Below are 25802 nucleotides of genomic sequence, written 5' to 3' on the forward strand. Positions count from 1 at the left end.
ACCGTTACTCTTGTACAAATGTCTCATTCATCCATTCCGGCGACTTGTTGCGGGTGTTGTCACTGCGCGCGCCGGACTTTGAGTGAATGACCCCAGCGAACATTTAAGTTCCAGGTTTCACATTAAAGCCCGCGTATCAGCTAAGACTGACGCGGGTTTTCTATTTTCCGACAGGTTGACACATGACAGACATTGCACCGCCGAAAGAAACCAAAGCGCAAAGAATGGAACGCCTGAAGCGCGAGAAGAACCCGTGGGAGGCCTTCAACGAGGTGCGCGAGTTTGCGCGGCAGGGGCGCGCCAGTGTCGTTCCCGAGTGGGCGTCGGCCTATTTCAAATGGTGGGGCGTCTACACGCAGGGCGACGGCATAGGCGCGGTGGGCGGCAAAGGCGGCGAAGGGCTGGCTTCGGAATACTTCATGATGCGTGTCGGCATTCCAAACGGGATCATCCGCGCCGACCAGCTCCGCGTGATTGCGAACATCGCGAAGAAACATGCGCGCAACCTGGCCGACATCACGGTCAGGCAGAACATCCAGTTGCACTGGCTCACGATTGAATCGCTGCCTGAGATTGTGGACGCGCTCAATGCCGTTGGGTTGTCACCGAAGGGCGCGTGTGGCGATGTCGTCCGCAACGTGACTGGCTGTCCGCTGGCGGGAATCGATCATGAGGAAATTCTGGACGCGTCTCCGCTGGCGCTGGAAATCGCGCACAAGCTGATTGCGAATCCTGAGTTCTACAACCTGCCGCGCAAATTCAAGATTTCGGTTTCCGGATGCTCCGTCTGGTGCAATTATCCGGAGCTGAACGATGTGGCGCTGACGGCCGTTCGCCGCGGCGGCGAAGTGGGCTATTCGCTGCGCGTAGGCGGAGGGCTCTCCAACCAGCCGCATCTCGCGGTAAAGCTGAATGCCTTTATCAAGCCGGAGCAGGCGTTTGATGCGGTGCGCGGCGTCGCTGAGATCTTTCGCGATGAGCAGGTGCTGCGCGAGAGCCGCGACCGTGCGCGATTGAAATACCTATTTACGCGCGAAGGGTGGACAGCGGAGAAATTTCTCCACGAGCTGGAATCGCGGCTTGGCTACAAGCTTGATCCAGGAGTGGCCGAGGACGAGCCGGAAGACATTCTGCGCGACCATGTTGGGATTCATAAGCAGAAGCAGCAGGGATTGAGCTTCGTTGGCGCATCGGTACTGCGCGGGCGTCTCACCGGCGACCAGCTTGCATCCGCCGCGGAGCTTGCTGAACGCTACGGCTCGGGCAATCTGCGCGCGACTGTGATGCAGAACCTGATTTTTATTGACGTTCCTACTGCTAAAGCCATCGATCTGGCAGGCGAGATTGAAAAGATTGGCATGCGCGTGGAAGGATCGACCTTCTGGCGCGGCGCGATTGCCTGCACTGGAACGGAGTTCTGCAAGCTCGCGATTACCGAGACGAAAGGTTTTACCCGCTGGCTGGTGGAAGAGCTTGAGGAGCTTGTTCCGCAATTTGACGAGCAGCTTAAGCTCAACGTAACCGGCTGCCCGAATGGCTGCGGCCAGCACTGGATTGCCGATATCGGCCTCGAAGGCAAAAAAGTGAAACAGGACGCCAAGATGGTGGACGCGTATTATTTCTGCGTGGGCGGGGCGGTCGGCAAATACGCAGGCATCGCGCGGCAGGTTGGCTACCGGGTTGCCGCGACCGAAGCGCCTGCAGCCATTGCGCGTCTTCTGCGCTCTTACCTATCAGAACGAAAGCCAGCAGAGAACCTGCGCGCTTATTTCGGGCGGCATACGGAAGAAGAGATCCGCAATCGCCTTTCAGGCGTGGCAGTTGAAGCCGTCGCGCGGGACTTGCCTGTGGGGCCTGTTCCTGTTGGGGTTGCTGGATGAGTCTTTTCCCAATCTTTCTGAAGCTGGAAGGCCGGCGATGTCTGGTCGTCGGCGCTGGGGAAATTGCGGAAGGAAAGATACAGAGCCTGCTGGCGGCGGACGCTCATGTCACGGTGGTTGCTCCGGAAGCAACCCTTGGATTAACCGCTATTGCGCGTCCTGGGCGGATTGAATGGAATCAGCGCGAGTTCGTGCCTGGCGATCTGGATGGGGTATTTCTTGTCGTTGCAGCAACCAATGTTCCTGAGGTCAATGCAACGGTATATCGCGAGGCATTGCAGCGCAATGTGATCTGCAATGCGGTTGACGATCCTCCGAACTGCGATTTTTATTTCCCTTCCATCGTCAAACGCGGCGATCTGCAAATCGCCATTTCTACCGCCGGAGAGAGTCCGGCGCTGGCCCAGCAATTGCGCAAGGAGATCGACGAACAACTCCCTGACAACCTGAGTCCATGGCTTGCCGCGCTGGGCGAATTGCGGCGCGAGGTGCTGGCGGCAATGCCAGCGGGTGATAATCGCAAATTGCTGTTGCATGATCTGGCGCAACGATCTGTTTGTGAGCTTAACGAGTGCCCATCGCGCCAGTTGGCTCGAAATAGATCCCATGTCTCACAATCGAGACCTGGATCACCCGATATCCGCGGTTAGTGCGGCCACTTGTCTAGTGGTCGTAAAGCAGGCTATACATGAGCACTGCAAACACGATCAGACTCACTACGACGTAAAGCCAGTCTTTCTCAAGAAGAAAGCCAAATGCGGCAAAGGCAACGCGGGCGACGGGAGTTGCAATCAGCAGTAGCAATCCTAATTGCATAATGGACCCGCTGTTGCTGACTGAAAGATGCCGTACGATTCCAGCCGGACTGCGCAATTCTGCAGCCGCGCCGTGAAACACGGAATAGTCCGGGCGCGGCCCGCGCTTTTGGTTCAGATACAACAGGCCGCCTACAAGCACGACAGCGGCAGCGATGAGCACCCCGGCGCGGAGCAGTCGGCCAATGGCAAGGTCCATCTTCTCGTCGTTCATCATCAGAGCCTGCCTGCCAGACTGTTGTAGATCATTTCAATGCCAAGCAAAATAATCACGCCGGCGAAAAGCAACCGCAGCGTTTTGACCTTTGCCTTGACCAGAATGCGTGTGCCGGTCAGCGAGCCGGCCAGCACGCCCAGCATGACAGGCATGGCGAGACCGGGTGAAATATAACCGCGGCTGAGATAAATTCCCGCGCTCGCGGCAGCTGTGACGCCAATCATGAAATTGCTGGTCGTTGTTGAGACCTTGAATGGCAGACGCATGGCGCGATCCATGGCGAGCACTTTCACGGCCCCTGAGCCAATGCCGAGCAGCCCGGACAAGGCTCCGGCAACAAACATGAGGCTGAAGCCTCCAGGCACATTTTGCGCTACATAGCATTCCGGCCCATGCGACGTAGGATAGCTGCCCTGTAGATTCAGCTTCAGTGCCAGCGCATTGGGCGCGCATTTGGCGTCCTCAGGATGGCTGCGCATAGACGCGTAGGCGGAATAAAGCAGCACTGCCCCAAAGATAAAACCGATGACATGCGTGGAAGCAATGGCTGTAAGATATGCGCCGACGAGCGCTCCCAGCGTGGTTGCGATCTCAAGAAACATGCCAATACGAACATTGGAGAAGCCTTCACGCACATACGCAGCGGCGGCTCCGGAAGACGTGGCGATGACCGAGACCAGCGAGGCGCCAATAGCGTAACGAATGTCGATATGAAACAGCAACGTGAGGACGGGAACGATGACAACGCCGCCACCCAGGCCAGTCAGCGCTCCGAGGAGGCCAGCCAGGACCGAACTGCCGAATATCCAGCCTGAGAATTCGAGCGTACTCATGCGAAGAATTAGCCTACAACAAGGATTTAAGAATGCCCATCTGAGTTGAGGATGGCAACAGAATCCGAGGGGAGCTTGAGCAATGTCTCTTCCAACGCTGTACTGCCTGACGCCAGCAGAATGCTTGTCCCGGCCGTGACACTCCGCTCCAGCGGACGGCTCCCCAAATTGACGACGACTTCAATCGTCCCTCGACGCAGAACAAGCCATTTCTCTTCTTCGCTGTATTCCACGTGCGTTTCGTCAAGCGAGCCGTTCGTCAGGTCGGGATAAGATTTGCGCAAGTCAATAAGCTTTCGATACCAGTCGAGCATGTCGGCATGCGACTGTTGTAACTGCTCGTCCCATTTCAACTTCGAGTGCAGGAATGTCTCCTCATCTTGCGGATCGGGGATGTCGTCCGGATTCCAGCCGAAGGCGGCAAATTCCTTCTTACGGCCTTCAGAAATGAGGCGGCCAAGCTCCTTGTCCTCGTAGTCAGTGAAGTATTGGAATGGCGATGACGCGGCCCACTCCTCACCCTGAAACAGCATGGGCACAAATGGCGCTGTCAATGCCAGCGCTGCAGCGATTTTTGCGCGTCCGGCATTGACGAGATGGCACAGGCGCTCGCCGCGAGCTCGGTTGCCCACCTGATCGTGGTTCTGTGAGTAGCCGAGGAATCGCCATGCTGGAATGCGTTCAACGGGACGGCCTTGTATGCGGTCGCGATGCGGCGCGTAGATTCCGTCATATACAAAGACCGATTTCAATGCCTTCGCGAGATCAGCGATAGAGCCAAAATCAGAGTAATAACCGCTGCGGTCTCCGGTAAGCATAGTGACGAGCGCATGATGAAAATCGTCGCTCCATTCCGCATCCATACCATAGCCGCCTGCTTCGATGGGCTTAACAAATCGCGGATCGTTGAGATCGCTTTCGGCGATCACGAGGTAGTGCTTGCCGGTTTCCGCTTCGAGCCTCCGGACTTCCGTGGAAAGCTGTTCCATGAAGTGAATCGCGGAGCGATCCATGTAGGCGTGCACAGCGTCGAGACGCAGGCCTTCGAAGTGATAATCGCGGAGCCACATCAGCGCGTTGTCGCAGAAAAAGCGGCGGACTTCGTGGCTGCCTGCGCCTTCAAGATTGACAGCGTCCCCCCACGGCGTGTGGTGCGCGTGCGTGAAATATGGGCCGAACCGGGCGAGGTAGTTTCCGGATGGGCCGAGATGGTTGTAGACCACATCGAGCAGCACAGCTAGCCTGTGCTCATGGCAAGCGTTGACAAAGCGCTTCAATGCTTCCGGGCCTCCGTAGGCCTGTTGCGGCGCGAAGATATCGACGCCGTCGTATCCCCACCCATGCTTCCCGGGAAAGGCTCCGACGGGCATGAGTTCCACATGCGTAATGCCGAGACCCCTAAGATATGAGAGGCGCTGCTGCGCCGCGTCGAATGTTCCTTCGCGTGTGAACGTGCCGATATGGAGCTCATAGATGATGGCGTTGGCAAGCGGCGGGGCCTGCCATTCCGCATCTGTCCATGCAAAGGCCGCGTGATCGACAATGCGCGATGGACCATGCACTCCATGCGGCTGCCATGCGGAACGTGGATCGGGCAGAGCAGGCCCGGTCTTGTCAATCACGAAAGCATACTCAGTCCCGGCATTTGCGCCCGACACATCGACCTGCCACCAACCGCCGCCTATATTCTCCATCTGATGAACGGCGTCATCTATACAGACGCCAATGGTATTCGCCTTCGGCGCCCAGACCCTGGACCGATGCATCGTTTCTGTTCCCCGCCTATTCGTTGTAATAGCGTGAGAGGCCGCCATCGACGTAATACGTTGCTCCGGTAATGTAGCTGGCCTCATCTGACGCCAGCCAGGATGCAATGGCCGCCACGTCTTCCGGAGTGCCGAGACGATTAAGAGGAATATGTCTGAGCAGCGCATCAAGCTTCGGCTTGTTTTTTAGCAGCGATCGGTTGAGGGGCGTGGCGATGGCGCCGGGAGCAATGTTGTTGACGGTAATTCCAAGCGCTCCAAGTTCAACAGCGAGAGTGCGCATGATCATCCTCAAGCCCCCTTTGCTGGCGCAGTAGGGAGCGACTGCGGGAAAGACAATATCTTCATGAACAGAACTGATGTTGATGACGCGGCCCGGCTTCTTCTCCGCGGCAAGTTTGCGCACGAAGGCCTGCGTGACAAAAAACGGCCCTTTCAGGTTCACGGCGATAACGTGATCGAAGTCCTCTTCCCTGGTTTCCAGGAATGGCGCTCTCGATTCCACGCCCGCGTTGTTGACAAGGATGTCCGCCGAACCAAGTCTTTTCCATGTTTCATCCATCATGGATTCGACTTCGCTGATTTTCGATACATCAGCCTGAACGATCACGCCCTGAGCGCCTGCAGATTCCACCATTTTCAACGTCTCTCGTGCGCCGTCGGGATGTCCAATGTAGTTGATGACGATATTCGCGCCATCCTCGGCGAAACGTTTTGCAATGCCTTGACCGATACCGGAACTTGCGCCGGTAATGATTGCAGTATGTCCTCGTAAACGACTCATGTCTGTTCTTCCCTGCTGAAATTTTCGCAGAGATGCTGTTTTTCGTGGAATGCACGGGGAAACAAAATGAGAGGAAAATTCGGGAGCCCTGGTTAGAGCTCCCGTGCCAAAGTGGCTGGTTATGACTTTGCAGTCGAATGCTTGCCAGGCTTAACTTCGATTTCATTCACTACCTGTTGAACATTTGGCACTTCTTTTGCCAATTTGCCCGCTTCGGCTTTTTGAGCAGCAGTCTTAACGCTGCCCTTCAGCATGAGCGTTCCGTTCTTTGCGGAATAATCGATGCTTTGATCATCGAGGTGCTTGTTGGCTTTCAAAGACGCCTTAAAATTATCCTCGATTGCGCTGTCAAGACTGGAATCAACAGCTTTTGCCTGACTCTCGGCGCCTTCTGGGCGGACCCCGATTTCATTGGCGACGGTGTAGTCCGGCGCTGCCTGCTTTACGAGGGCTTCCGCCTCTGATTTCTGGTCCGCCGACGCAACATTGCCGGTAAGCGTCATCACACCTTTGTTCTGGTCCTGAGAAACGCTTACGTCGCTCAGATTATTGCTGTTAAGCGCATTGGTTACCGCCGACTTCTCGTCGGGATGCGCCGGCTTGTTGTTGCAGCCGGATATCACCAGGACACTCGCGAGTACCGCAACCGATCCGGAGAGAAATTTATAGCTCTTCCTCATGTTCATGTTTTTTGCTCCTGAAAAGAGACCGTGCCTCTTACGTCTTTTCAGATGCGGTTCAAACGTGCCTTAGTATGTCCTGCAGTGACAAAAAGAAATTCCTGTCGAGGACAACCTTCGACCGGCAATTGGCATAGCAGTGAAAATGCGCGGCACAGTACGCATCGGAATATCCGGATGGACTTACAAGCCCTGGCGTGGCGTCTTCTATCCGGAGCTGCTTCCTCAAAAGGAGGAGCTATCCTATGCCGCCAGCAAGTTTCCAACCATTGAAATTAATGGGACGTTCTATTCCCTGCAGCGGCCCACCTCATTTGCGCGCTGGGCCAGGGAAACGCCTGACGATTTTGTGTTTTCAGTTAAAGGATCGCGCTACATCACGCACATACAAAGACTGCGAGACATAGAGCTTTCGCTTGCAAATTTTTTCGCATCGGGTCTGCTGCAACTCGGAAAAAAACTTGGCCCCATACTCTGGCAGTTCCCGCCAAGCTTTAAATTCGATCGCGACTTGATTGAGTCATTTTTCATGCTCTTGCCGCACGATACTATGCACGCTTCTATGCTGGCGAAGAGCCATGACCCCTGGATGAAAGGCCGCGCCTTCACTGAGCCGGAAAGCAAAATCAAAGTCCGTCATGCAATGGAGATTCGGCACAAGAGTTTCGTAACGCCGGAATTCATAGAACTGCTGCGTAAATATCGTGTAGCTTTAGTGTGCGCCGATACGGTTGAATGGCCACGACTCATGGATGTAACTTCTGATTTCGTCTATTGCAGGCTGCATGGATCCGAACAACTTTACGTCAGCGGTTATAGCGCCGCTTTGGATGAATGGGGTTCGCGAGTTGCGACATGGGCCCGCGGTGGTGAATCTGCGGGCGATATGAAAGCCAATCCGATTTCTGCAAATGCGTGCGATTCACGAGATGTGTACGTCTATTTCGATAACGACGCCAAAGTACGCGCGCCTTTTGACGCTCTAGGCCTGATGGCGCGCATTTCTAAGCTTCTCTAATAAATTATTGTATATCAATAACTTAGCGCATGTATGCCAGCCAATTTTCACAAGAGCTTGTTGATTTTTCTTGCCATATATCGCAATCAGCGATATAAATATCACAGATTGCGATATGAAGCTCGGCGAGAAAATCCGTTATCTCCGCGAAGTAGAAGGCAGTCTGCGCGGCCTGAACCGGGCCATGACGCAGCAGGAACTGCTCAAGGCGATTCGCTCCGAACTCGGAGCTTCCATGAGCCAGTCGTACCTGTCGCAGATTGAGAGCGGCGCGCGGCCGCACTTGACGAACACGACCCGGCAACTGCTGGCGAAGTTCTTCAAGGTGCATCCAGGCTATCTGGTGGATGACCCGGAAGGCTATCACCCCGAGTTGCTAAGCGACGCTCGCACGCTGGAAGACAAACTCGACCTTTGGCTAGTGAGCGGCGCCGAGCGCTTCCGTCGCGATCCTGCGCTGCGCCAGGCTTTGTTGACGCTGGCCCGGCGTAACGATACACGGCAGTGCCTCCTGCTGCTGGAAGCAGTGATGGATACCCCGGGGCTGGTGGAGCGGCTACTGGAGGTACTGCGACCGGAACATGGAAAAGACCGGACGGCAAAAAGGCTGTCCGGAAAGGAGAGGCAGAAATGACGTGGGAAGGTTTCTACCTGTTTTGCTTTGCACTGGGGCTTTGTCTCAGCGCGATTGCATTCGTGGGCGGCTTCTCGCACTTTCACATCGGTCACATGCACCTGCATCTGGCAAAAGCAGGGCATGTGCACAGCAGCGCCGGTCACGGCGGAAGTTCAAACTCAGTAAGCCCGATCAACGGATTCACGCTGGTGATCTTTCTCTGCTGGTTTGGCGGCGCCGGCTACTTGCTGGAACGGTATGGCGGATTTGTAGTCCCCGTTGTGCTGCTGCTGTCAACGATTGCGGGAATTGCCGGCGCTACGGCGCTGTTCTGGTTCATGGCGCATGTGCTGGCGCCGCATGAGCACGCGCTGACGGCAGAGGAGACGGCGACCCTCGGCATGGTAGGCCGCGTAAGCGGAGCAATCCGCGACCATGGCACGGGAGAGATTCTGTTTTCGCAGAACGGATCTCGCCGATTCGCTGCCGCGCGCAGCGAGAACGGGCTGCCGATTCCGCGCGATACGGAAGTAGTGGTGATGCGCTACGAGCAGGGCATCGCCTGGGTGCGCCGCTGGGACGAAGTTGCTGACGAGTTGAAGTAGTTCCCCGGCGCGTAATGTCAACCATTCACTCACACGGTTTTCCCAGTAGAAAGGACTGGGACCGCTATGACGAACACAGTCATCATCATCGTTGGATTAAGTCTATTGGCCATTATCGTTCTGACAGGGCTTTTAGCGAAGATGTTTCGCAAAGCCGGCCCGAACGAGGCGCTCATTGTTTATGGATTTCGCGGACCGCGTGTCATTAAAGGCCACGGTACAGTCATCTTCCCGATGGTCGAGAACTGCCGCGAGCTTTCACTCGAACTCATGTCGTTTGACGTGGCTCCGCAACAGGATCTCTACACCAAACAGGGCGTCGCCGTCACGGTCGAAGCCGTTGCTCAGATCAAGGTGCGTTCAGATCAGGAGTCGATTCTTACCGCTGCAGAGCAGTTCCTGACAAAGACGCCTCCGCAGCGCGAGGGCCTGATTCGGCTGGTGATGGAAGGTCACCTGCGCGGCATCATCGGCCAGCTCACGGTCGAGCAGATTGTGAAAGAGCCGGAGATGGTGGCTGACCGGATGCGCGCAACCTGCGCTGACGACATGAGCAAAATGGGCCTTGAAGTTGTCTCGTTCACCATCAAGGAAGTCCGCGACAAGAACGAGTACATCACCAATATGGGACGTCCGGATATTGTTCGCATTCGCCGTGACGCCGATGTGGCTGCTGCGGAAGCGGAGCGCGATACAGCCATTCGTAGGGCCAATGCACTGCGCGAGGCTGCGATTGCGAAAGCTGCAGCCGATCAGGAGCGCGTGATTGCTGAGACTGCATCTCTGGCCAAACAGGCAGCGGCGCAGCGCGATCTCGATATCCAGAAAGCGCAGTTTGCCGAGCAGAGCCGCAGGCAGCAGGCGCAGGCCGATAAAGCCTACGAGTTGCAGACGAATGTGATGCAGCAGCAGGTCATCGCTGAACAGGTAAAAGTCGAGCAGGTTGAAAAGGAACAGCAGATTAAGGTGCAGGAAGCTGAAATTCTGCGCCATGAAAAGGAGCTGATCGCGACCGTGTTGAAGCAGGCGGAGATCGAGCGCCAACGGGTTGAGAACCTTGCTGCCGCGGAGAAAGCTCGCCTGACAGTTGAGGCTGAAGGCCGCGCCGCTGCAATTCGCGCGCAGGGCGAAGCTGAAGCCTCAATCATCTTCCAGAAGGGCGAGGCCGAGGCCAAGGCGATGAACGTGAAGGCTGAAGCTTATCAGGAATGGAACCAGGCGGCGGTGGTTGACCGCTTGATCAGCAATATGGCCGATGTTGTTCGGGCCATGTCTGAGCCGCTTTCTAAAGTCGACAAAATCACCGTCGTCTCGACTGGCAATGATGGATCGGCAGGGGTAAATAAACTCACAGGCGACATCACGAAGATCGCCGCGCAGGTACCGGCATTGTTTGAAGCTCTTTCCGGTATGGATATGCACGAGCTGATGAGCAACGTAAAAAGCATGCGGGCGCGTCCGAATGGGGCGGCCACAGTCGATGGCAAGTAACACTTAATCCGGGACGGAGCCTTGTGCTCCGTCCACTTACTTTTTTCAAGATAAGGAGGAAGATATGGCACTCCTGGAACGCGTTGCGGCCCTGCTGCGCGCGAATGTCAATGACTTGATCGATAAAGCGGAAGATCCGGAAAAGATGCTGAAGCAGTTGGTGCTCGATATGGAGAACCAGTTGTTGCAGGTGAAAACGCAGGTCGCGATTGCAATTGCCGACCAGCATCTGCTGGAAAAAAAGAAGAAAGAGCACGACGATTCCGCAGGAGAATGGCACAAGAAAGCCGAGCTGGCTGTGAGCAAGGGCAAAGACGATTTGGCCCGGGCTGCACTGGAGCGTGCGCTGAGTCACGAACAAATGGCTACAGGCTTTACGCAGCAGATTGAAGACCAGACGCACGAAGCCGACTCTCTGCGCACCGCATTACGCAAGCTTGAACAAAAGCTGACAGAGACGCGCAGCCGCTGCGAAATACTGATTGCTCAGCATCGCCGCGCACGCGTAGTAAGCAAGGCCAATCAAGTTCGGCAGAAGATTGCGGATGCGGAGAACGGCGGAGGTAATGGCGCAGGTTTCGACCGCTTTCGTCTTCGTGTAGCCGGCGCTGAATCAGAAAATACTGCACACCATGAGCTTCTCGGCGGCGATTCACTAGAAGACAAATTCGCCGCGCTGGAACGTGAGGAGCAGATTGAAGGGCTGCTTCGGGACCTCAAAGAGAGGCAGGGCAAGACGGCTTGATTCACTCAAGGTTGACTTGGCCGTATTCGAGTAGCGTCACAAGCAGAACGCCTCCCGTGATGTTGCCGAGCAAGGCCGGGCCTAGCCAGAGAAAATAGCGCGATGTAGCTAGTTGCCCATGCAGCACCGCTGCCAGAATTTCGCCGCTGGTAGCAATGCAGTGGGCGAAGTGCCCCATACCAACGACGAATGTGAGTGCCCAGATAAGCATGACGGCCCCTGTGATGGAATGGCTGCCGCTTACAAGCCACGCTACCATCGCGATGATCCATCCGCCCACGACGGCGCTCCAGAAAATGTGACTTGCGGAATAATTCGCCGCTTCAACGCCGAGCCGCGAAAGCGCGTCCGCGTATTCCGCTCGTAATGCGCCCGTGCGCACGGCCAGCATGGCAAACAGGAATGCGCCGGCAACATTCGCGGAAAACACAACTCCCCACAGGCGCATTGTGTTCCAGAAGTGCCGCCGCTCCGTGAGCATAAGCGCGACTGGATAAAGTGTGTTCTCCGTGAAGAGCTGGCCGCGTCCAAGAATGACCGCCATAAAACCCATGGGATAAAAGCACATGGCGACAAATGCAGCAATAGAGCTGCTGCCAAGCTGCGCTCTTACAAGCGCGACACTGAGACCGGTCAACCCCATCGTGAGGCCGCCGACAATTCCTGAGACAGCAAGCGCCAGATTCGGCCGAGACAATTCCCGGCGCGCATTTTTGGAGACCTGCTGGTAAATTTCAGACGCCGTTGGACGGTCGAGATCACGCTGCACGGATGCGGAAGTATCGTTGGTCTCTGCAGGCAGCTTGATCCGTGGCAACGGCATGATTTACTTGGAAGCGAAGGAGCAGCATCGTGATGCCAACTACGGCCGCGCTTTGCGAAAACGCATCTGATATCTGTACCTTGGACTGGAGCTTATGAACGAGAATCATCGCCCAAATCTTCAGGCAGCCGCGCGTGAATCCATGATTGAGCATGGCTTTCATCCGGATTTTTCTGCCGCCGCACAGAAAGAAGTTCAATCATTGGATATACAACCTCAAACGCAGGGGGCGCGCGATCTGCGCGCATTGCTCTGGTCTTCGATTGACAACGACACATCGCGCGATCTCGACCAGATTGAATTTGCACAAGAGTCGGAAAACGGCGCGGTCCGCATACAGATCGCAATAGCCGACGTAGACTCGTATGTTCCAGCCGGTTCGGCCATCGACAAGCACGCCTCCGAGCAGACGACCACGGTGTATACCGGAGTGCATAACTTCGGCATGCTGCCGGACGAGCTTTCGACAGGATCGACTTCCCTGCTCGAGGGCCAGGACCGGTTAAGCATTGTGTATGAGTTTTCCGTGGAAAATGGGTGCTGCGTCGGCACGAGCAGCATTTACCGCGCTTCGGTGAGAAACCATGCGCAGCTTGCATATCCATCTGTGGGCGCGTGGTTGCAGTCCGGCAAAAATGCTCCGGACAAAGTCGCTGCTTCCGAAGCGTTGCAGAAGCAGCTCTCGTTGCAGAACCGTGTTGCCCAATGGCTGCGGAAGGAGCGCTATCGTCGCGGTGCCCTTAATCTCGAAACTATCGAAACTCATCCGTTGATGACGAACGGGGAGCCTGTTGGCATAGAAACACAGCAACGCAATCTGGCCACCGGCCTGATTGAGGACTTCATGATTGCAGCCAACGAAGTTGTGGCAAAAAGTCTTGAGCAGGCCGGGTTTTCGTCGATTCGGCGCGTGGTGAAGACGCCGAAGCGGTGGGACCGCATCGTCGAAGTGGCGTCCATGTTTGGTACAAAGCTTCCCGGTGCACCAGACTCGAAGGCCCTGCACGATTTTCTCTGTGAGCGACAGGCCGCTGATCCTGATCACTTCCCCGACCTGTCATTAGCGGTCGTGAAGCTGCTTGGCTCGGGAGAATATGTGCTGGAACGTGTTGGCGAGACTGCCGAAGGACACTTTGGCCTTGCCGTGCAAGACTACACGCACTCCACTGCGCCGAACCGTCGCTATGCTGATCTGGTGACGCAGCGGCTGCTCAAGGCAATGCTCGCAAAGCAGCGCCCTCCCTATTCAGATAACCAGCTGACCGCGATTGCGCAGCAGTGCACAAAACAGGAAGATGCCGCGCGCAAAGTGGAGCGTGAAATGAGGAAACGTATCGCAGCAGTGGTGATGCGCAGCCGCATTGGACAGAAGTTCACGGCAATTGTGACCGGCGTTAATGAACACGGCTCGTTTGTTCGCACCACGCATCCTCACGTTGAAGGCATGCTGGTGCGCGGCCAAAAGGGTGTAGATGTAGGCGACAAGATTTCCGTAACACTTTTGCATACTGACCCGGAGCGCGGCTACATCGATTTCGCCCGGAGCTAGGGCCTCGCAATGCGTCCTCATCTCGCCACGCTTGTCGATGATTTTCGCCGTTGGGGAAATGCCACCGCGGTTGTTACATATCGCGGCAACCGGAGAAAAACCACCAGCTATAGCGAGATTGCTTCGCTCGCAGAGCGCTTTGCCGCGGAATTAAACCGTCGGAAGATCGCGTCAGGCGAGCGCGTATTGCTTTGGGGGCAAAACAGCGCCGAATGGATTGCCGCCTTCTTTGGCTGCGTTCTGCAAGGTGTGCTGGCAGTTCCACTGGATGCGGGCGGTGGCGCAGATTTCGCCCGGCGCGTAGTTGCCGATACTAACCCAAAACTGATTGTCGGCGACCAGCCGCTGATTACCAACCTGCCTGATTCAATTCCGAAGCTTGTTCTTGATGGGTTAGAGAGCACTCTACCGACAAAACCTCTGAGTAAGCCTCAGCTAGATTCTCTTGAACTTGATACGCCGGTACAGATTCTTTTTACATCCGGCACCACATCAGAACCGAAAGGCGTGGTGCACACGCATCGCAACGTGCTGGCCAGCATCGCGCCGATTGAAGCGGAGATGCAGAAGTACCTGCGCTATGAGCGTATCGTCCATCCGCTCCGGTTTCTGCATACGCTTCCACTGAGCCATGTTTTCGGGCAGTTCATGGGATTGTGGCTTCCGGTTCTGCTTGGGGCAGAAGTCCATTTTGAATCGCGCCTGCAGGCGCCTCGCTTAATTGAATTGATCCGGAAGGAAAAGATTTCTGTGCTCGCTGCCGTGCCGCGTGTACTCAACTTGCTGCGCTCGCACTTGCTAATACTCGATCCCAGGCTAAGTACAGAAATGGAAAGCGCGCAAGGAGAATCAGTCTGGCGTAGATGGTGGCGTTTCCGAAAAGTTCACAGACTGCTCGGACTGAAGTTCTGGGCGTTTGTCTGCGGCGGCGCTTCGCTTCCATCTGATCTCGAATCTTTTTGGAACACTTTGGGATTCGCTCTGATTCAAGGGTATGGCATGACAGAGACTACAGCGCTGATTACGCTGAATCATCCCTTCAAGATCGGCAAAGGCACAATTGGCAAGGTCTTGCCCGGACGTCAGGTGCGCATCAGCGACGAAGGCGAGCTCCTGGTGCGTGGCGACATGGTTTCAACTGCAACCTGGCAGCAGGGCAGGATGTCGCAGTCATCCGATAACTGGCTGGCAACCGGCGATCTTGCCCGCAGCGACGATGAGGACCGACTCCAGTTTCTGGGACGTAAAAGCCAGGTTATTGTCACATCATCCGGTTTGAACATCCACCCTGAAGATGTGGAAGCCATGCTTGACCGGCAGGAAGGAGTGCACGCGTCCGCTGTTGTACCCATCAAGACGCCGAATGGCACGGAAGCCATGGCTGTGCTTCTCTGTCGCGGTGGAGAAACGGCTGCGGCAGAGGCCGTGAAGCAGGCAAATGCGTTACTTTCTGATTATCAGCGCATCCGGTACTGGCGTGTATGGCCTGGTCTCGATTTTCCGCGGACCTCAACGGGAAAAATTCAGCGTGGAAAAATCGTGCAATGGGCAGAAGAATACGCCCTAAGCAACAAGGTAACTGCAACAGATACAAATTCAGACGCCCTGATCGAGCTGATCTCGTGCATTACTCGCAGGGCTCCCTCAGCTTCGGGCGATAATGCGCGCCTTGATGAAGACCTTCATCTCGACAGCCTTGGTCGGGTTCAGTTGCAAAGTGAGTTGGAGAGTCGAATGGGCGTCACTCTCGATGACGCGACCATCGCGCGGGTAGAAACACTCGGTGACCTGAGGCAAAGCCTCGGGATCAAAAAGAGCGAACCCAGCGTTGATACTACTTCTCCTGCCGAGAGCAGGCAGCCATCTGAAAGCATAGTCTATCCGCAATGGCCCTGGTCATGGCCGGTCAAGGTCACTCGTATTTTGTTTCTGGAGTGCATTATGCGCCCGTTGGTCTGGCTGTTGGCAAAGCCAAAGATCAAATACGCAGCGATCCCAGAGCTGCCAGATGCGCCGCTTCTCATCATTGCAAATCACGTCACTGCATTTGATGGGGCGCTCGTCTTATACGCGCTGCCGGGAAGAATGCGCCGCCGCGTCGTGATCGCAATGGCTGCGGAAATGCTCAATGATTTTCGCGATGCTCGCGGTCTGGAATCATGGTTCTTGAATGCACTGGGCCCTGCGGCTTATCTGTTGATCATAGCGCTCTTCAATGTATTCCCTCTGCCGCGCAGCGCGGGCTTTCGCAACAGCTTCGCGCACATGGGCAAAGCGCTGGACCACGGCTATAATGTCCTGATTTTCCCTGAAGGGCACCGTTCCGAAGGACCTCTCGATCACTTCCGGCAGGGTATCGGACTGCTTGTGCAAGAATCGAATGCGGACGTGCTGCCCGTCGCGCTTCAGGGTTTGGGGGAACTGAAGCAGAGCGAACAGAAATGGTTTCGTTCAGGCAAGCTATCGATTTGCGTGGGAGAACCAATGAGAATCGATAGAGATTTGCCCGCTGATGAAATCACGGCGCTGCTCGAAAGCACTCTACGAGGAATGCTCGAATAGTTATCGTGTTTCCTTCTTCAGCAATATCTCTACTCCACCGCTAAAACTCCTTCCCGGCATAGGCACTCCTTCGATTTCCTGATAACCAGTATTACTCACGTTTGACATTTGTAGATAGGGATGAATGCGCCCGCGCTCTCTTGCGATGGCCGCATCCCACACCGGATAAGCATCTTTCTGATAGTGTTGCGCGATACCGACGCGATTGTGCAGCACATATCCGCGCACAGGTTCTGCGGTCCACTCGAATCTCGCATTGTTGACGGGATAGTTGAACACATACTCCGATTGCAGACCGTTGAGCGCCTGCTGCGCGCCGGAAAGGAATGTCCACGCGAGCCTGATCTGCTGCTTGTGAGTCGGCTGCCAGGTCCACGCAGTTTCCATGCCGGCATAGCGCAGGTTAGTCAGATTGCTTGCCTGCCATTGGCTGTTCGGGTTTGGGCGAACGTAGTCGATGGTGTCGTGCTGGCGGGAGTAGAATCCGGTAACTGACATGTACGATGCGGCTCCAGCGAACCAGTCCGCTCCCGCTTCATAGTTCCACGCAGATTCGGGCTTGAGGTTAGGGTTGCCGATCGTTGATGGATCGCTATAGTAGAGATCGGTGTATGTCGGCAGGCGGAAGCCGTATCCCATTGCCGCGCGGACTTTCACTTCGCTGCCCAGCCAATAGCTGCCCGCAAGTGTTGGGCTGGTGACGTTATAGCCGCCGCTGATGATTTCCTGCCGCAAGCCGGCGGTCAGCGAGACTTTCTTCCATTGCAGGTCAGCATCAAGATAGCTCGCGCCCCAGTTGCGCGCGTGCTTGCCAAGGTTGTTGCTTTCAATGGAATCGTCATCGCCTTCCAGTCCATAGAAAAGTGAGCTTTTCGCGCCGAGATGTTCGTTTCTGCGAACCGCCCCCTGCCAGCTTTGGTCGATATGCTGGTTTTTGTAGAACGCCGGATCGTTGCGCAGAAGGATGAAAATATCGCTGTGCCTTCGATAACCGAAAGCCGCACTGGTCTTATCGCCGAGTTCCTGACGCATCGATGCAAACCAACCTTTCGTGCGCTCCCATGAATTGAAGTTGCCGTAGAACTGGTCGGCCCCGAATGCTCGATCGCTTCCGGCGAGCAGAATATCGCTCTCGCCTGCCGCGGTCTTCCATCGCGTTTCCGAGCTTCCGTTTTCGTTTCGGTAATCGCGGTCGGAGATAAACCCTGTGGAGAAGTTCCGCTCCCCGGAAACTAATTCTGACCATCTCTTTCCCAGAACCGAGCCGGTAAATGCCTGATCGTTTGCGCCGAAGCTGCCCACCCCACTGCGAAATCGCAATGAGGTCGTCTCCGGAGCAGCGGTGACGAAGTCGATGACGCCGCCGATCGCGTCAGAGCCGTAGAGCGTGGAACCCGCGCCGTGCAACACTTCTATCGAGCTCATTCCATCCATCGGAACAGGCAGATCTAGATTGTGGTGCGCGGTCTGCGCATCGTTGATGCGCAAACCATTGATGAGGGCCAGCGTCTGCTCGAATGACGATCCGCGGATGGAGATGTCTGCCTGCGCTCCTCCGGCGCCGCGCTGTTCGATGTAAGTGGAAGAGTCGGTGCGGAGGCGGTCTTCGACTGTCTGAAAGGTCCGCGGATGCTGTTGCGTAGCCATCACCACAACCGAGCGGTTCGATTCGCCGAGCGTAACAGCCTGCGGGCTGCCAACAATAACGACAGTTGAACTGATTGCCGGTGGATTGGATGAGGTTTGTTGGGCCGCGCACGAAATAGAAAGAACTGCAGCAAAGAGAGCAAAAGAGGGATTGATCTTCATTTCACTAACGCCAAGATATATGATTTTGCGATCCAAAGACCTGCATCCAAAGCAACATAAACGAAGAGATTTTAATAGTTTGAACTTCACATGACGGTCAACATCCATCACCTTGAACTGTTAATGCTGATGCTGCTGGTCTTTGTGGTCGTGCTGGCTGCGCTGGCGCGGCGGATCGGCCAACCGTATCCAATTGTCTTTGTGCTTGGCGGGCTGGTCCTGAGTTTTCTTCCGCCTGTGCCGGACATTGCGCTGCGTCCTGAATTTGTTTTTCTTGTTGTTCTGCCGCCGCTTGTATTTGCGGCCGCTCATAACTCTTCATGGCGTGATCTCCGCGAGAACATGGCGAGCATTCTTTCGCTCGCGATCGGACTGGTTGCTTTCACCGTAATCGGTGTAGGATTTGCAGCGCATTTCTTTTTCTCGCAGCTTACATTGCAGACTGGCCTCGTGCTCGGCGCCGTGGTCTCCACCACCGACACACTTGCGGCCACAAGCATCGCGCGCAAACTGGGCATCCCGTCGCGCATCGTTGACATTATCGAGGGCGAGAGCCTCATCAATGACGCCACCGGCTTGCTGGCGGTTAGTTTTACCGCGTCCATCATCCTGGATGGCCGCGCGCCGTCATTTGAAATGGCCATGGGCAAGCTGCTGTATCTGTCCATTGGGGGGATTCTCATCGGCCTCGCAGTTGCGTGGCTGTTTTCCCGGCTGATTCTGCGCATTGAAGCCGCACAGATTGAACTCACAATGACGCTTATGACGCCCTATGTTGTGTACCTGCTGGCTGAGAGGCTGCACACCTCGGGCGTAATGGCGACAGTCGCCTGTGGCCTGTATATCGGCCACCGGAGCGCGCAACTCCTTTCTCTGGGAGCGCGGCTCGAGGCTCCTGCTGTATGGAACACTGTGGACTTTGTCCTGAATGGCATTGTCTTCTTGCTGCTTGGCATGCAGATCTCTCTGGTATTAGCTGGAATCAAACAATTAAGCCTCGGACAGTTGATCGCAGGCGGACTCATGGTGAGCTTCATCGTGATTGCTCTGCGTTTCATTTGGATTTATCCAGGAGCATGGGTGGGGCAAAAGTTGCGCATGTTTTCTTCGGGACCTAATCCGCCACCCGTGGACAAGCGCGGAATTTTTGTCGTTGGATGGGGCGGTATGCGCGGCGCTATTGCTCTGGCGGCTGCTGTGTCTCTCCCGGAAACGCTGCGAGATGGCCAGCCATTCCCGGCGCGCAACATCATTATCTTTTTTACCTTCTGCGTCATTTTGGTTACGCTGGTTTTTCAGGGCCTTACTTTTCCGTTTGTCATTCGCTGGCTAGGTCTTGCGCGGACCGGGAAAGGAAATGTGGAAGAACAGCTGGCAATCAAAAAAATGGTCCAGGATGCAATCCTGTACCTTCATCAGGAAAGAGAGAGAGCCCCGGAAGAAAAAGAAATTTATGATGCCGTGGAAAGGGCCTACAGGCGGCGGCTTGCTTTGCTGAAGAATCCGCAGGACGCTTCCAAGGAAGAGATGTTTACCCATGCGCGCCGTTATCTTGACGTGACGCGCGCAGCCCGCAATGTAGAACGGCACACGGCCAGCGAACTGCTTGCTACAAACCAGATCAATGACCTGGTCTATCAGCAACTCATCATGGATATCGACCTGCTCGATGCGCGTTACGCGCCGCCGCAGTCTTCCTGATTTTTATGGCAACCATGTTTATCTGCGCCTCCTCCTACCATAGAGGAGGACGATTGCATGGGACTTTTCGCCGTCATCGTCGCCGTGATTCTTGCCTGCATTATCGGGGGCTTGTGGGTTACAGGTTTTATCAGAAGCCGCCAACCCAATCCTCGAGCCGGAAACAAGCAAGCGGAAAGAAATAAGACTACGCGCGTCGAGCCTTAATTGGCCCATTCCCTTCCACAAAACATGCTTACGCGGTAAAGTAGCCGTCATACCCTCTATGACGGCTACGACTATCACCAATCCTGCCACTGCCGGAGTGCAGACGCGGCTCATCTCCCTTGACGTGCTTCGCGGCATCACCATCGCCTTCATGATTCTGGTAAACAACAATGGCGATGAGCGGTACGCTTACTGGCCACTGAAACATTCCCTCTGGAACGGATGGACGCCGACGGACCTTGTTTTCCCCACGTTCCTGTTCGTCGCCGGCGTCTCCCTGGTCTTCTCGTTTCAATCGCGTCTGGCCAAGGGTGCGTCCAAGAAGTCTCTCCTCGCACATGCGGTGAAGCGCTCGATCATCCTGTTTGCATTGGGACTAGTCGTCAATGGCTTTCCTTTCTTTCACTGGCCGACTCTGCGTATCTATGGTGTGCTGCAGCGCTTCGCCATCTGCCTGTTGATTGCCAGCGTGCTGCATTTGTGGAAGAGCGACGTGAAAAGCAAGGTCGTGGTCATTCTTGCCGCGCTGTTTGGCTATTGGATCATCATGCGCTGGATTCCAGTGCCCGGATATGGGCTGCCGACCCGCGATATTCCGCTGCTGGACAAGGATGCTAACTGGGTTGCATACATCGACCGCCATATCTTCCCCGGCCGCCTTTATGAAGGCACACGCGATCCTGAAGGATTATTGAGCAACCTGCCTGCTTTGGGGACGGCTCTGCTCGGCATGTTGACGGCAATTTGGCTGCGCACGAAAAAGAGCGCGCAGAATAAATTTGTGGGCCTGCTCGTGGCTGCGATTGCCGGTCTCATACTCGGCAAAATATGGGGCCATTGGTTTCCAATTAACAAGAAGCTTTGGACCAGTTCTTATGTGCTGTTCGCCGCCGGATGGTCGCTGCTTGGCCTCGCCGTTTTCTATTGGATGATCGAGATCAAGCAATGGCGGCGCGGCTGGACCTTTCCCTGGGTTGTGTTCGGGTCTAATTCTATTGCGGTTTATGTATTTTCTGAGTTGCTCGCCGCCGCGCTGGGGGCCTTCCGTATAGGAGCCGACCACCAAGCGATAGGCCACATCATCTACTCACACAGCTTTGCGCATGTTCCAGACCCCGCTTTCGGATCCCTGCTTTATTCGCTCACATTCGTAACTGTGTGCTTCATTCCCGTGCTGGTTCTTTATAAGAAGAAGGTTTTCATCAAGATTTGACGGGCAGCAAAGCAGCGCACGGCAGCGGCGCGCTATCTGCTTCTCTTCTTCGCCTGGAATGATGAGGACCGCGATCTAAAGAACTCGATCCGCTGACATACATCGGCGCGAACGGACGCGCTGTGCTCCCCGATTCCGCCGCTGAAGCCCACGGAAGCATCCTCCTTGGGGTAGGTAGATAGCGGACAGTCAATAAAAATTCGGTTAACCGTCATGGCCTGAAGCGTACTTGTCAACATACGACGGAACAGATTAAAGGCACAAACTCGGAGCACTCCTGGGCATTCGCATCAAGACGGAAGCGGTGCGTTCTATAAGAAAAATTTATCTGTAACATCCACACGAAATGGGTGGATACTAATTCCTCTTGGGGGCACATCCAAGCGTGGGTTATTCTCTCGAAAAACGCATTCCTAGCGCCCGGGTTTTCAAAAGCTTGCTCTATTTCACGGGTCGAGTTGTTTTCACATTAAAGACCAACAGCGATGTGATCAGCCGGCATAAGGCTGACTGCTGAAGTGCTTGTCCCAAGCTAACCTTTGTGAGGCGACATATGTTCAGAAGGAATCTTCAGTGGATAGCATTCCTCTTTTTCTTGTGTTTTGTGCTGTTTGCCATGCCGTTTGCTCGGGCGCAGCAGACACTCGGCGCCATAAGCGGCACGGTGAGCGACACTTCCGGCGCGCTCCTCGGTGACGTCACGGCTACCGCGGTTGAAGACCAGACCAAACTTACCCGTGTTGTGAAGACAAACAGCGATGGCGGCTATCAGTTTGTTAATCTGCCGATTGGCACTTACACCATCACGTTTTCCCATGACGGTTTTGAAACACAAAATATGCCGTCGATCCTGGTGCAGGCCGATCGCACTGTTTCAGTGAACGCCGCGCTCAAAATAGGGTCTATCACCACTTCCGTTACCGTGACAGAAACTCCGCTGCTAAATGCAGTCGATACCACGAATGGTTATGTGCTCGACAAAGAGCAGATTGATGCCATTCCGCTGCCGACCGGGAGCTTCACCGGGCTCGCGATTCTTTCGCCGGGCGTGAATGCTGAGGTTTCCGGCGGCACAGGAGCCAATAGTGGTCTGGGCAACTCGCCCATTTGGGCCAATGGCCAACGGGATACCTCAAACAGTTTCTTAATGAATGGTGTCGACGCGAGCAATTTGTTCAACGGCAAAAGCACGAGTCAGGTAGCGTCGTCTCGTGTCACGCTCAACACAGGGACTGGAAACCCGGCAGCTGGCGGCGTGCTGCAAACCAGCGCTTCAGTCTACCTGGCAATTGGGCAAGCCCTCCCGACGCCAGCCCCTGAGACGATTCAGGAAGTGCGCGTGAATACGTCTATGTATGACGCGCAGCAGGGATCGACAAGCGGCGCGCATATCGACATGAGCACGCTTTCAGGAACCAATGCATACCACGGTACAGCTTATTTTCATCGAGGCACAGACTGGCTCAACGCTGCACCATTCTTCTTCAAGCAGGATGGAGACATTCCAGCAAATGAAAAGGTTCCGCAGTTGCATCGTTATATCGCGGGTGGGGGCGTCGGAGGACCGTTCATCAAGGACAAATTGTTTGCGTATCTGGCCTATCAACACGTGCATGTTAGCGACCAGGAAATCGGCATCTCCCGCTTTACAGTTCCATATGGGCTGACTGATGATCGCAGCCCTGCAGCATTAGCCAACATCGCCAACTGCAACTTTGTTGCGCCGAGTAGTGTTTATCCAGATCCCTGCAATGGTTCCGGCTCTGCGGATCCAGGCGACCCAAACTACGTGGATCCGGGTGCAATCAGCCCGGTCGCGCTGTTTCTGATGCAGTACAAGCTCCCGAATGGAAGCTATATGGTTCCCTCCGCTACGCCAGGAGTTACGCCCACCTACAACACTCCTGACAACGCATCGATCCCCGGTACTGCCTATTTCATAGCTGATCAAGCGGTGGCGAATCTGGATTGGAACGCAACCAAGACGGATACGTTGGCGTTGAAATATTACTACCAGCATGATCCGACACTCGCGCCCTACGCCTATTCCAATGTCCCCGGCTTTGAACAGCACCTCGATACAGGGAGTCATGTTTTCTCGCTTAACAACACCCTTTTCCTCAAGCCGACGCTGAGTGTTACCGGAGTGCTCGGCTTCCTGCGTGAAAAAGCCTATGGCTACAACGATCAGGTTTTTACTGCACAAGCGGCGGGTATTAATACATTCGGCTCCAGTTACTTTCCCGGAATCACAATCGTGGATCCCTTCGGAAATAGCTCTCCCAACAATCCAGATGGCATCTACAACCCGATTATGAATATTGGCCCAGGATCGGAAACTCAAGGGCCTTTCACGGGCATGTTTCAGAACCGCATCATGCCTTCGGCGAATGCTATCTGGATCCTCGGCAGGCACACTGTTACTTTCGGGGGCAGCTATTCCTATACACAGCTCACCGCTCGCAATGAACGTCCGGGTAAAGGCATGATCGCCTCGGCGAACTTCGCCGGATTTCTGCAAGGCAACATCGCGTTCCAGAATGACGACTTTACGACCACTTCACTTATGTTGGGAGATGCCAACCGCTACTATCGCGCCAATCAGACCGGCGCCTATGTGCAGGACAAGTTCCAGATTCTGCCGAACCTCAGCCTGACTGTAGGAGCGCGCTACGACTGGAACGGTGGTCTGACAGAGAAATATGGACGCCTCTACAACTTTGATCCGTCGCTCTATTCCTATGACGATGTAGCCGATCAAATAATGTCAAACGGCTTCATCATTGCAGGGAACAACAAGCAGTACCCGACGAAAGGCGTGAGCGATACGACACTTACCGGCCGGCAGTGGGGAATCGGTCCGCGCATTGGGGTGGCTTTCTCTCCGAAGCAGAATGACGGCAAGGTTGTCTTCCGTGCAGGAGCAGGAATGTACTACGACCGCGGAGAATTGTTCACCTATCTATCTCCGGGATATGCGGCGGGCGAAGTTACCAGCGGACCCTTCGGCGTTACGCAAACGCCACCTTTTGTAAGCACGATTCAATGCCCCGGAGCGCCGGCATTTATTTCGCCTTGCTCCGGAGAGATTTCGCTCTCTAATCCTTGGGGCGACACTCCTGGAATTCCGCCGACCGGCAACCCTGCGGACATCACCAAATACCTCCCCAATGCCGCAGCCATTGTCAACGGCGCGTCGCTTTTTGCGATAGCAACGTACAACCGTGCGAACAAGCTGCCCTACTCGATCAACTACACGCTGGACTGGCAGTGGCAGCCACGGAATGATGTCGCAATCGACATTGGATACATTGGCAACCTCGGCCGACATCAAGTCATTCCAGTTCCGTTTAATCAAGCGCAGATCGCGAGCACATCGAATCCAATCCACGATCAGATATATACGTATGGATATTCTGTGCAGACGATGCCCTGCGATTACTACTCGTGCTCCCCGGCAAATCTGCCTAATGGACAACCCTTTCTTTCAACCTACGAAGGCGGCAACATCGACCTACGTGTCCCCTATATTGGATATTCCTCTGAGTCGGAGACATATAAAGCCGCTGGTATTTCCGCCTATAACGCGCTGCAGGCACATATTGAGAAACGCCTTAGCGGGGGATTGCAGGTTGGTTTCTCATACACCTATTCGCATGCGACAGACGAACAGAGCGCGCTGGGCCTGTTCTATAACGGCAACAATCCGCTGAATCTGCGGGACGGCTATGGCTCTTCAGATTTCGATCGCACGCACGTCATCAATTTCAACTATCTGTATCAGCTGCCGAAGTTTTTTGCTGAAAACTCATTCAAAGGAAAAGTGGCGAATGGTTGGGCGTTACAAGGCATCACCGTCATTCAAAGCGGCCAGCCTTACAGCGTTATAGATTACTCTGGCGCTGTTGGCAGCATTTACTATGGGACTTCGAACGGCATCACCAATCCCGTTGTGCCTCTGGCGCCTGGTTGTAACGCGCACCGCGCGTATACCGGGCATTCAGGAGCATTCGGAACGCCGGCGCTCAATGCGGCGTGCTTTACCCTGCCTCTGCTGCACGCCGGCGATCTCGGTGGGGCCATTCCCGCAGGAGATGACTTCGAGACAGACTTTACGACAGGCCAACGCAACATATTTCGTCAGTCATATCAACGGCGCGCGGACATGTCTCTGGTCAAGGCCGTTAACATTACCGAGCGCATTAGTGCACGATATACCTTCGACGTCTTCAATGTGACCAATACCACCAGCTTCGACATACCGGGTGATAACGTCTCGCAGAATGCGGGATTCAACGACTTCCCCGTGCAGGGCACACCGCCAGCGCCATCACCAGCTTCGTGCGCAGCCGGAAATCCGCCGAGCGGGACATTCTTCAACTGTCCCACAGGCCTCGGTTTTACCAGCCATACGATCGGGAGCCCGCGGCAGATTCAGATGTCGCTGCAACTCATGTTCTAACTGCGTTGCAAGAAAGAAGAAGTATC

Annotated in this window: 19 protein-coding genes; 12 read left to right on the plus strand and 7 right to left on the minus strand. The window is 55.1% G+C overall.

Features of this window, described 5'->3' with window-relative positions; genetic code table 11:
• The first annotated feature begins 182 nt into the window (after positions 1 to 182).
• Together VEV40_RS14050 and VEV40_RS14055 are read left to right on the plus strand one after the other, a co-directional pair.
• Positions 183 to 1880, plus strand: coding sequence for a nitrite/sulfite reductase (locus tag VEV40_RS14050; RefSeq protein ID WP_324833184.1), 1698 nt, complete (start codon positions 183 to 185; stop codon positions 1878 to 1880).
• Entirely contained in the window at positions 1877 to 2530 is a 654-nt protein-coding gene (locus VEV40_RS14055; RefSeq protein ID WP_324833186.1) for a bifunctional precorrin-2 dehydrogenase/sirohydrochlorin ferrochelatase, read from the plus strand. Before VEV40_RS14050 ends, VEV40_RS14055 begins: the two co-directional genes overlap by 4 nt.
• 13 nt (positions 2531 to 2543) lie before the next feature.
• Here VEV40_RS14055 and VEV40_RS14060 read toward each other — a convergent pair whose 3' ends face one another.
• From VEV40_RS14060 to VEV40_RS14080, 5 genes are all read right to left on the minus strand, one after another.
• Entirely contained in the window at positions 2544 to 2912 is a 369-nt protein-coding gene (locus tag VEV40_RS14060) for a DUF1634 domain-containing protein (RefSeq protein WP_324833188.1), read from the minus strand.
• Positions 2912 to 3745 (minus strand): sulfite exporter TauE/SafE family protein, encoded by an 834-nt coding sequence (locus VEV40_RS14065; RefSeq protein WP_324833189.1) that lies wholly within the window; start codon positions 3743 to 3745, stop codon positions 2912 to 2914. Before VEV40_RS14065 ends, VEV40_RS14060 begins: the two co-directional genes overlap by 1 nt.
• A gap of 26 nt (positions 3746 to 3771) precedes the next feature.
• The gene (treZ, locus tag VEV40_RS14070; RefSeq protein ID WP_324833190.1) at positions 3772 to 5511 is read right to left on the minus strand and encodes a malto-oligosyltrehalose trehalohydrolase; all 1740 of its coding nucleotides are present in this window, start codon (positions 5509 to 5511) and stop codon (positions 3772 to 3774) included.
• 16 nt (positions 5512 to 5527) lie between these two features.
• Entirely contained in the window at positions 5528 to 6295 is a 768-nt protein-coding gene (locus VEV40_RS14075; protein ID WP_324833192.1) for a glucose 1-dehydrogenase, read from the minus strand.
• A gap of 119 nt (positions 6296 to 6414) precedes the next feature.
• Positions 6415 to 6981: a BON domain-containing protein gene (locus VEV40_RS14080; protein ID WP_324833193.1), complete on the minus strand. Its 567-nt coding sequence runs from the start codon at positions 6979 to 6981 to the stop codon at positions 6415 to 6417.
• Positions 6982 to 7120: 139 nt separating this feature from the next.
• Here VEV40_RS14080 and VEV40_RS14085 point away from each other — a divergent pair, with 139 nt between their 5' ends.
• The 5 genes from VEV40_RS14085 to VEV40_RS14105 all read left to right on the plus strand — a co-directional run bounded on the left by VEV40_RS14085 (position 7121) and on the right by VEV40_RS14105 (position 11450).
• Complete coding sequence (locus tag VEV40_RS14085) at positions 7121 to 7993, plus strand: DUF72 domain-containing protein (protein WP_324833195.1); 873 nt, start codon at positions 7121 to 7123, stop codon at positions 7991 to 7993.
• Between the two features lie 70 nt (positions 7994 to 8063).
• Positions 8064 to 8627 (plus strand): helix-turn-helix transcriptional regulator, encoded by a 564-nt coding sequence (locus tag VEV40_RS14090; protein ID WP_324833197.1) that lies wholly within the window; start codon positions 8064 to 8066, stop codon positions 8625 to 8627.
• Positions 8624 to 9214 carry a hypothetical protein gene (locus VEV40_RS14095; RefSeq protein WP_324833198.1) on the plus strand — a complete coding sequence of 197 codons (591 nt, stop codon included), beginning with the start codon at positions 8624 to 8626 and terminating at the stop codon, positions 9212 to 9214. Before VEV40_RS14090 ends, VEV40_RS14095 begins: the two co-directional genes overlap by 4 nt.
• A 66-nt stretch (positions 9215 to 9280) precedes the next feature.
• Positions 9281 to 10705: a flotillin family protein gene (locus tag VEV40_RS14100; RefSeq protein ID WP_324833200.1), complete on the plus strand. Its 1425-nt coding sequence runs from the start codon at positions 9281 to 9283 to the stop codon at positions 10703 to 10705.
• 64 nt (positions 10706 to 10769) lie between these two features.
• A complete protein-coding gene (locus VEV40_RS14105) occupies positions 10770 to 11450 on the plus strand; it encodes a PspA/IM30 family protein (protein ID WP_324833202.1) in 681 nt (226 codons plus the stop codon).
• Between the two features lies 1 nt (position 11451).
• Here VEV40_RS14105 and VEV40_RS14110 read toward each other — a convergent pair whose 3' ends face one another.
• A complete protein-coding gene (locus tag VEV40_RS14110) occupies positions 11452 to 12273 on the minus strand; it encodes a formate/nitrite transporter family protein (RefSeq protein ID WP_324833204.1) in 822 nt (273 codons plus the stop codon).
• 94 nt (positions 12274 to 12367) lie between these two features.
• On the opposite strand from VEV40_RS14110, the gene VEV40_RS14115 reads away from it, so the two are divergent.
• Both VEV40_RS14115 and VEV40_RS14120 read left to right on the plus strand, forming a co-directional pair.
• Entirely contained in the window at positions 12368 to 13822 is a 1455-nt protein-coding gene (locus VEV40_RS14115) for an RNB domain-containing ribonuclease (RefSeq protein ID WP_324833205.1), read from the plus strand.
• 9 nt (positions 13823 to 13831) lie between these two features.
• A complete protein-coding gene (locus VEV40_RS14120) occupies positions 13832 to 16384 on the plus strand; it encodes an AMP-binding protein (protein WP_324833206.1) in 2553 nt (850 codons plus the stop codon).
• Here VEV40_RS14120 and VEV40_RS14125 read toward each other — a convergent pair whose 3' ends face one another.
• Entirely contained in the window at positions 16385 to 18193 is a 1809-nt protein-coding gene (locus tag VEV40_RS14125) for a TonB-dependent receptor plug domain-containing protein (protein WP_324833208.1), read from the minus strand.
• A 90-nt stretch (positions 18194 to 18283) separates the two neighbouring features.
• Between VEV40_RS14125 and VEV40_RS14130 the strand changes: the two genes are divergently transcribed.
• From VEV40_RS14130 to VEV40_RS14140, 3 genes are all read left to right on the plus strand, one after another.
• Complete coding sequence (locus VEV40_RS14130; RefSeq protein ID WP_324833210.1) at positions 18284 to 19894, plus strand: Na+/H+ antiporter; 1611 nt, start codon at positions 18284 to 18286, stop codon at positions 19892 to 19894.
• Between the two features lie 265 nt (positions 19895 to 20159).
• Positions 20160 to 21314 carry an acyltransferase family protein gene (locus VEV40_RS14135; protein WP_324833211.1) on the plus strand — a complete coding sequence of 385 codons (1155 nt, stop codon included), beginning with the start codon at positions 20160 to 20162 and terminating at the stop codon, positions 21312 to 21314.
• A 616-nt stretch (positions 21315 to 21930) separates the two neighbouring features.
• Positions 21931 to 25776, plus strand: coding sequence for a TonB-dependent receptor (locus VEV40_RS14140; RefSeq protein ID WP_324833212.1), 3846 nt, complete (start codon positions 21931 to 21933; stop codon positions 25774 to 25776).
• Positions 25777 to 25802: the final 26 nt, after the last annotated feature.

Source organism: Alloacidobacterium sp., assembly GCF_035631355.1.
Lineage (GTDB): Bacteria > Acidobacteriota > Terriglobia > Terriglobales > Acidobacteriaceae > Alloacidobacterium.

Coding starts and splice junctions, on each gene's coding strand:
- VEV40_RS14050 (WP_324833184.1), top strand. CDS start 183: ATGACAGACATTGCACCGCCGAAAGAAACCAAAGCGCAAAGAATGGAA.
- VEV40_RS14055 (WP_324833186.1), top strand. CDS start 1,877: ATGAGTCTTTTCCCAATCTTTCTGAAGCTGGAAGGCCGGCGATGTCTG.
- VEV40_RS14060 (WP_324833188.1), bottom strand. CDS start 2,912: ATGATGAACGACGAGAAGATGGACCTTGCCATTGGCCGACTGCTCCGC.
- VEV40_RS14065 (WP_324833189.1), bottom strand. CDS start 3,745: ATGAGTACGCTCGAATTCTCAGGCTGGATATTCGGCAGTTCGGTCCTG.
- treZ (WP_324833190.1), bottom strand. CDS start 5,511: ATGCATCGGTCCAGGGTCTGGGCGCCGAAGGCGAATACCATTGGCGTC.
- VEV40_RS14075 (WP_324833192.1), bottom strand. CDS start 6,295: ATGAGTCGTTTACGAGGACATACTGCAATCATTACCGGCGCAAGTTCC.
- VEV40_RS14080 (WP_324833193.1), bottom strand. CDS start 6,981: ATGAACATGAGGAAGAGCTATAAATTTCTCTCCGGATCGGTTGCGGTA.
- VEV40_RS14085 (WP_324833195.1), top strand. CDS start 7,121: ATGCGCGGCACAGTACGCATCGGAATATCCGGATGGACTTACAAGCCC.
- VEV40_RS14095 (WP_324833198.1), top strand. CDS start 8,624: ATGACGTGGGAAGGTTTCTACCTGTTTTGCTTTGCACTGGGGCTTTGT.
- VEV40_RS14100 (WP_324833200.1), top strand. CDS start 9,281: ATGACGAACACAGTCATCATCATCGTTGGATTAAGTCTATTGGCCATT.
- VEV40_RS14105 (WP_324833202.1), top strand. CDS start 10,770: ATGGCACTCCTGGAACGCGTTGCGGCCCTGCTGCGCGCGAATGTCAAT.
- VEV40_RS14110 (WP_324833204.1), bottom strand. CDS start 12,273: ATGCCGTTGCCACGGATCAAGCTGCCTGCAGAGACCAACGATACTTCC.
- VEV40_RS14115 (WP_324833205.1), top strand. CDS start 12,368: ATGAACGAGAATCATCGCCCAAATCTTCAGGCAGCCGCGCGTGAATCC.
- VEV40_RS14120 (WP_324833206.1), top strand. CDS start 13,832: ATGCGTCCTCATCTCGCCACGCTTGTCGATGATTTTCGCCGTTGGGGA.
- VEV40_RS14125 (WP_324833208.1), bottom strand. CDS start 18,193: ATGAAGATCAATCCCTCTTTTGCTCTCTTTGCTGCAGTTCTTTCTATT.
- VEV40_RS14130 (WP_324833210.1), top strand. CDS start 18,284: ATGACGGTCAACATCCATCACCTTGAACTGTTAATGCTGATGCTGCTG.
- VEV40_RS14135 (WP_324833211.1), top strand. CDS start 20,160: ATGACGGCTACGACTATCACCAATCCTGCCACTGCCGGAGTGCAGACG.
- VEV40_RS14140 (WP_324833212.1), top strand. CDS start 21,931: ATGCCGTTTGCTCGGGCGCAGCAGACACTCGGCGCCATAAGCGGCACG.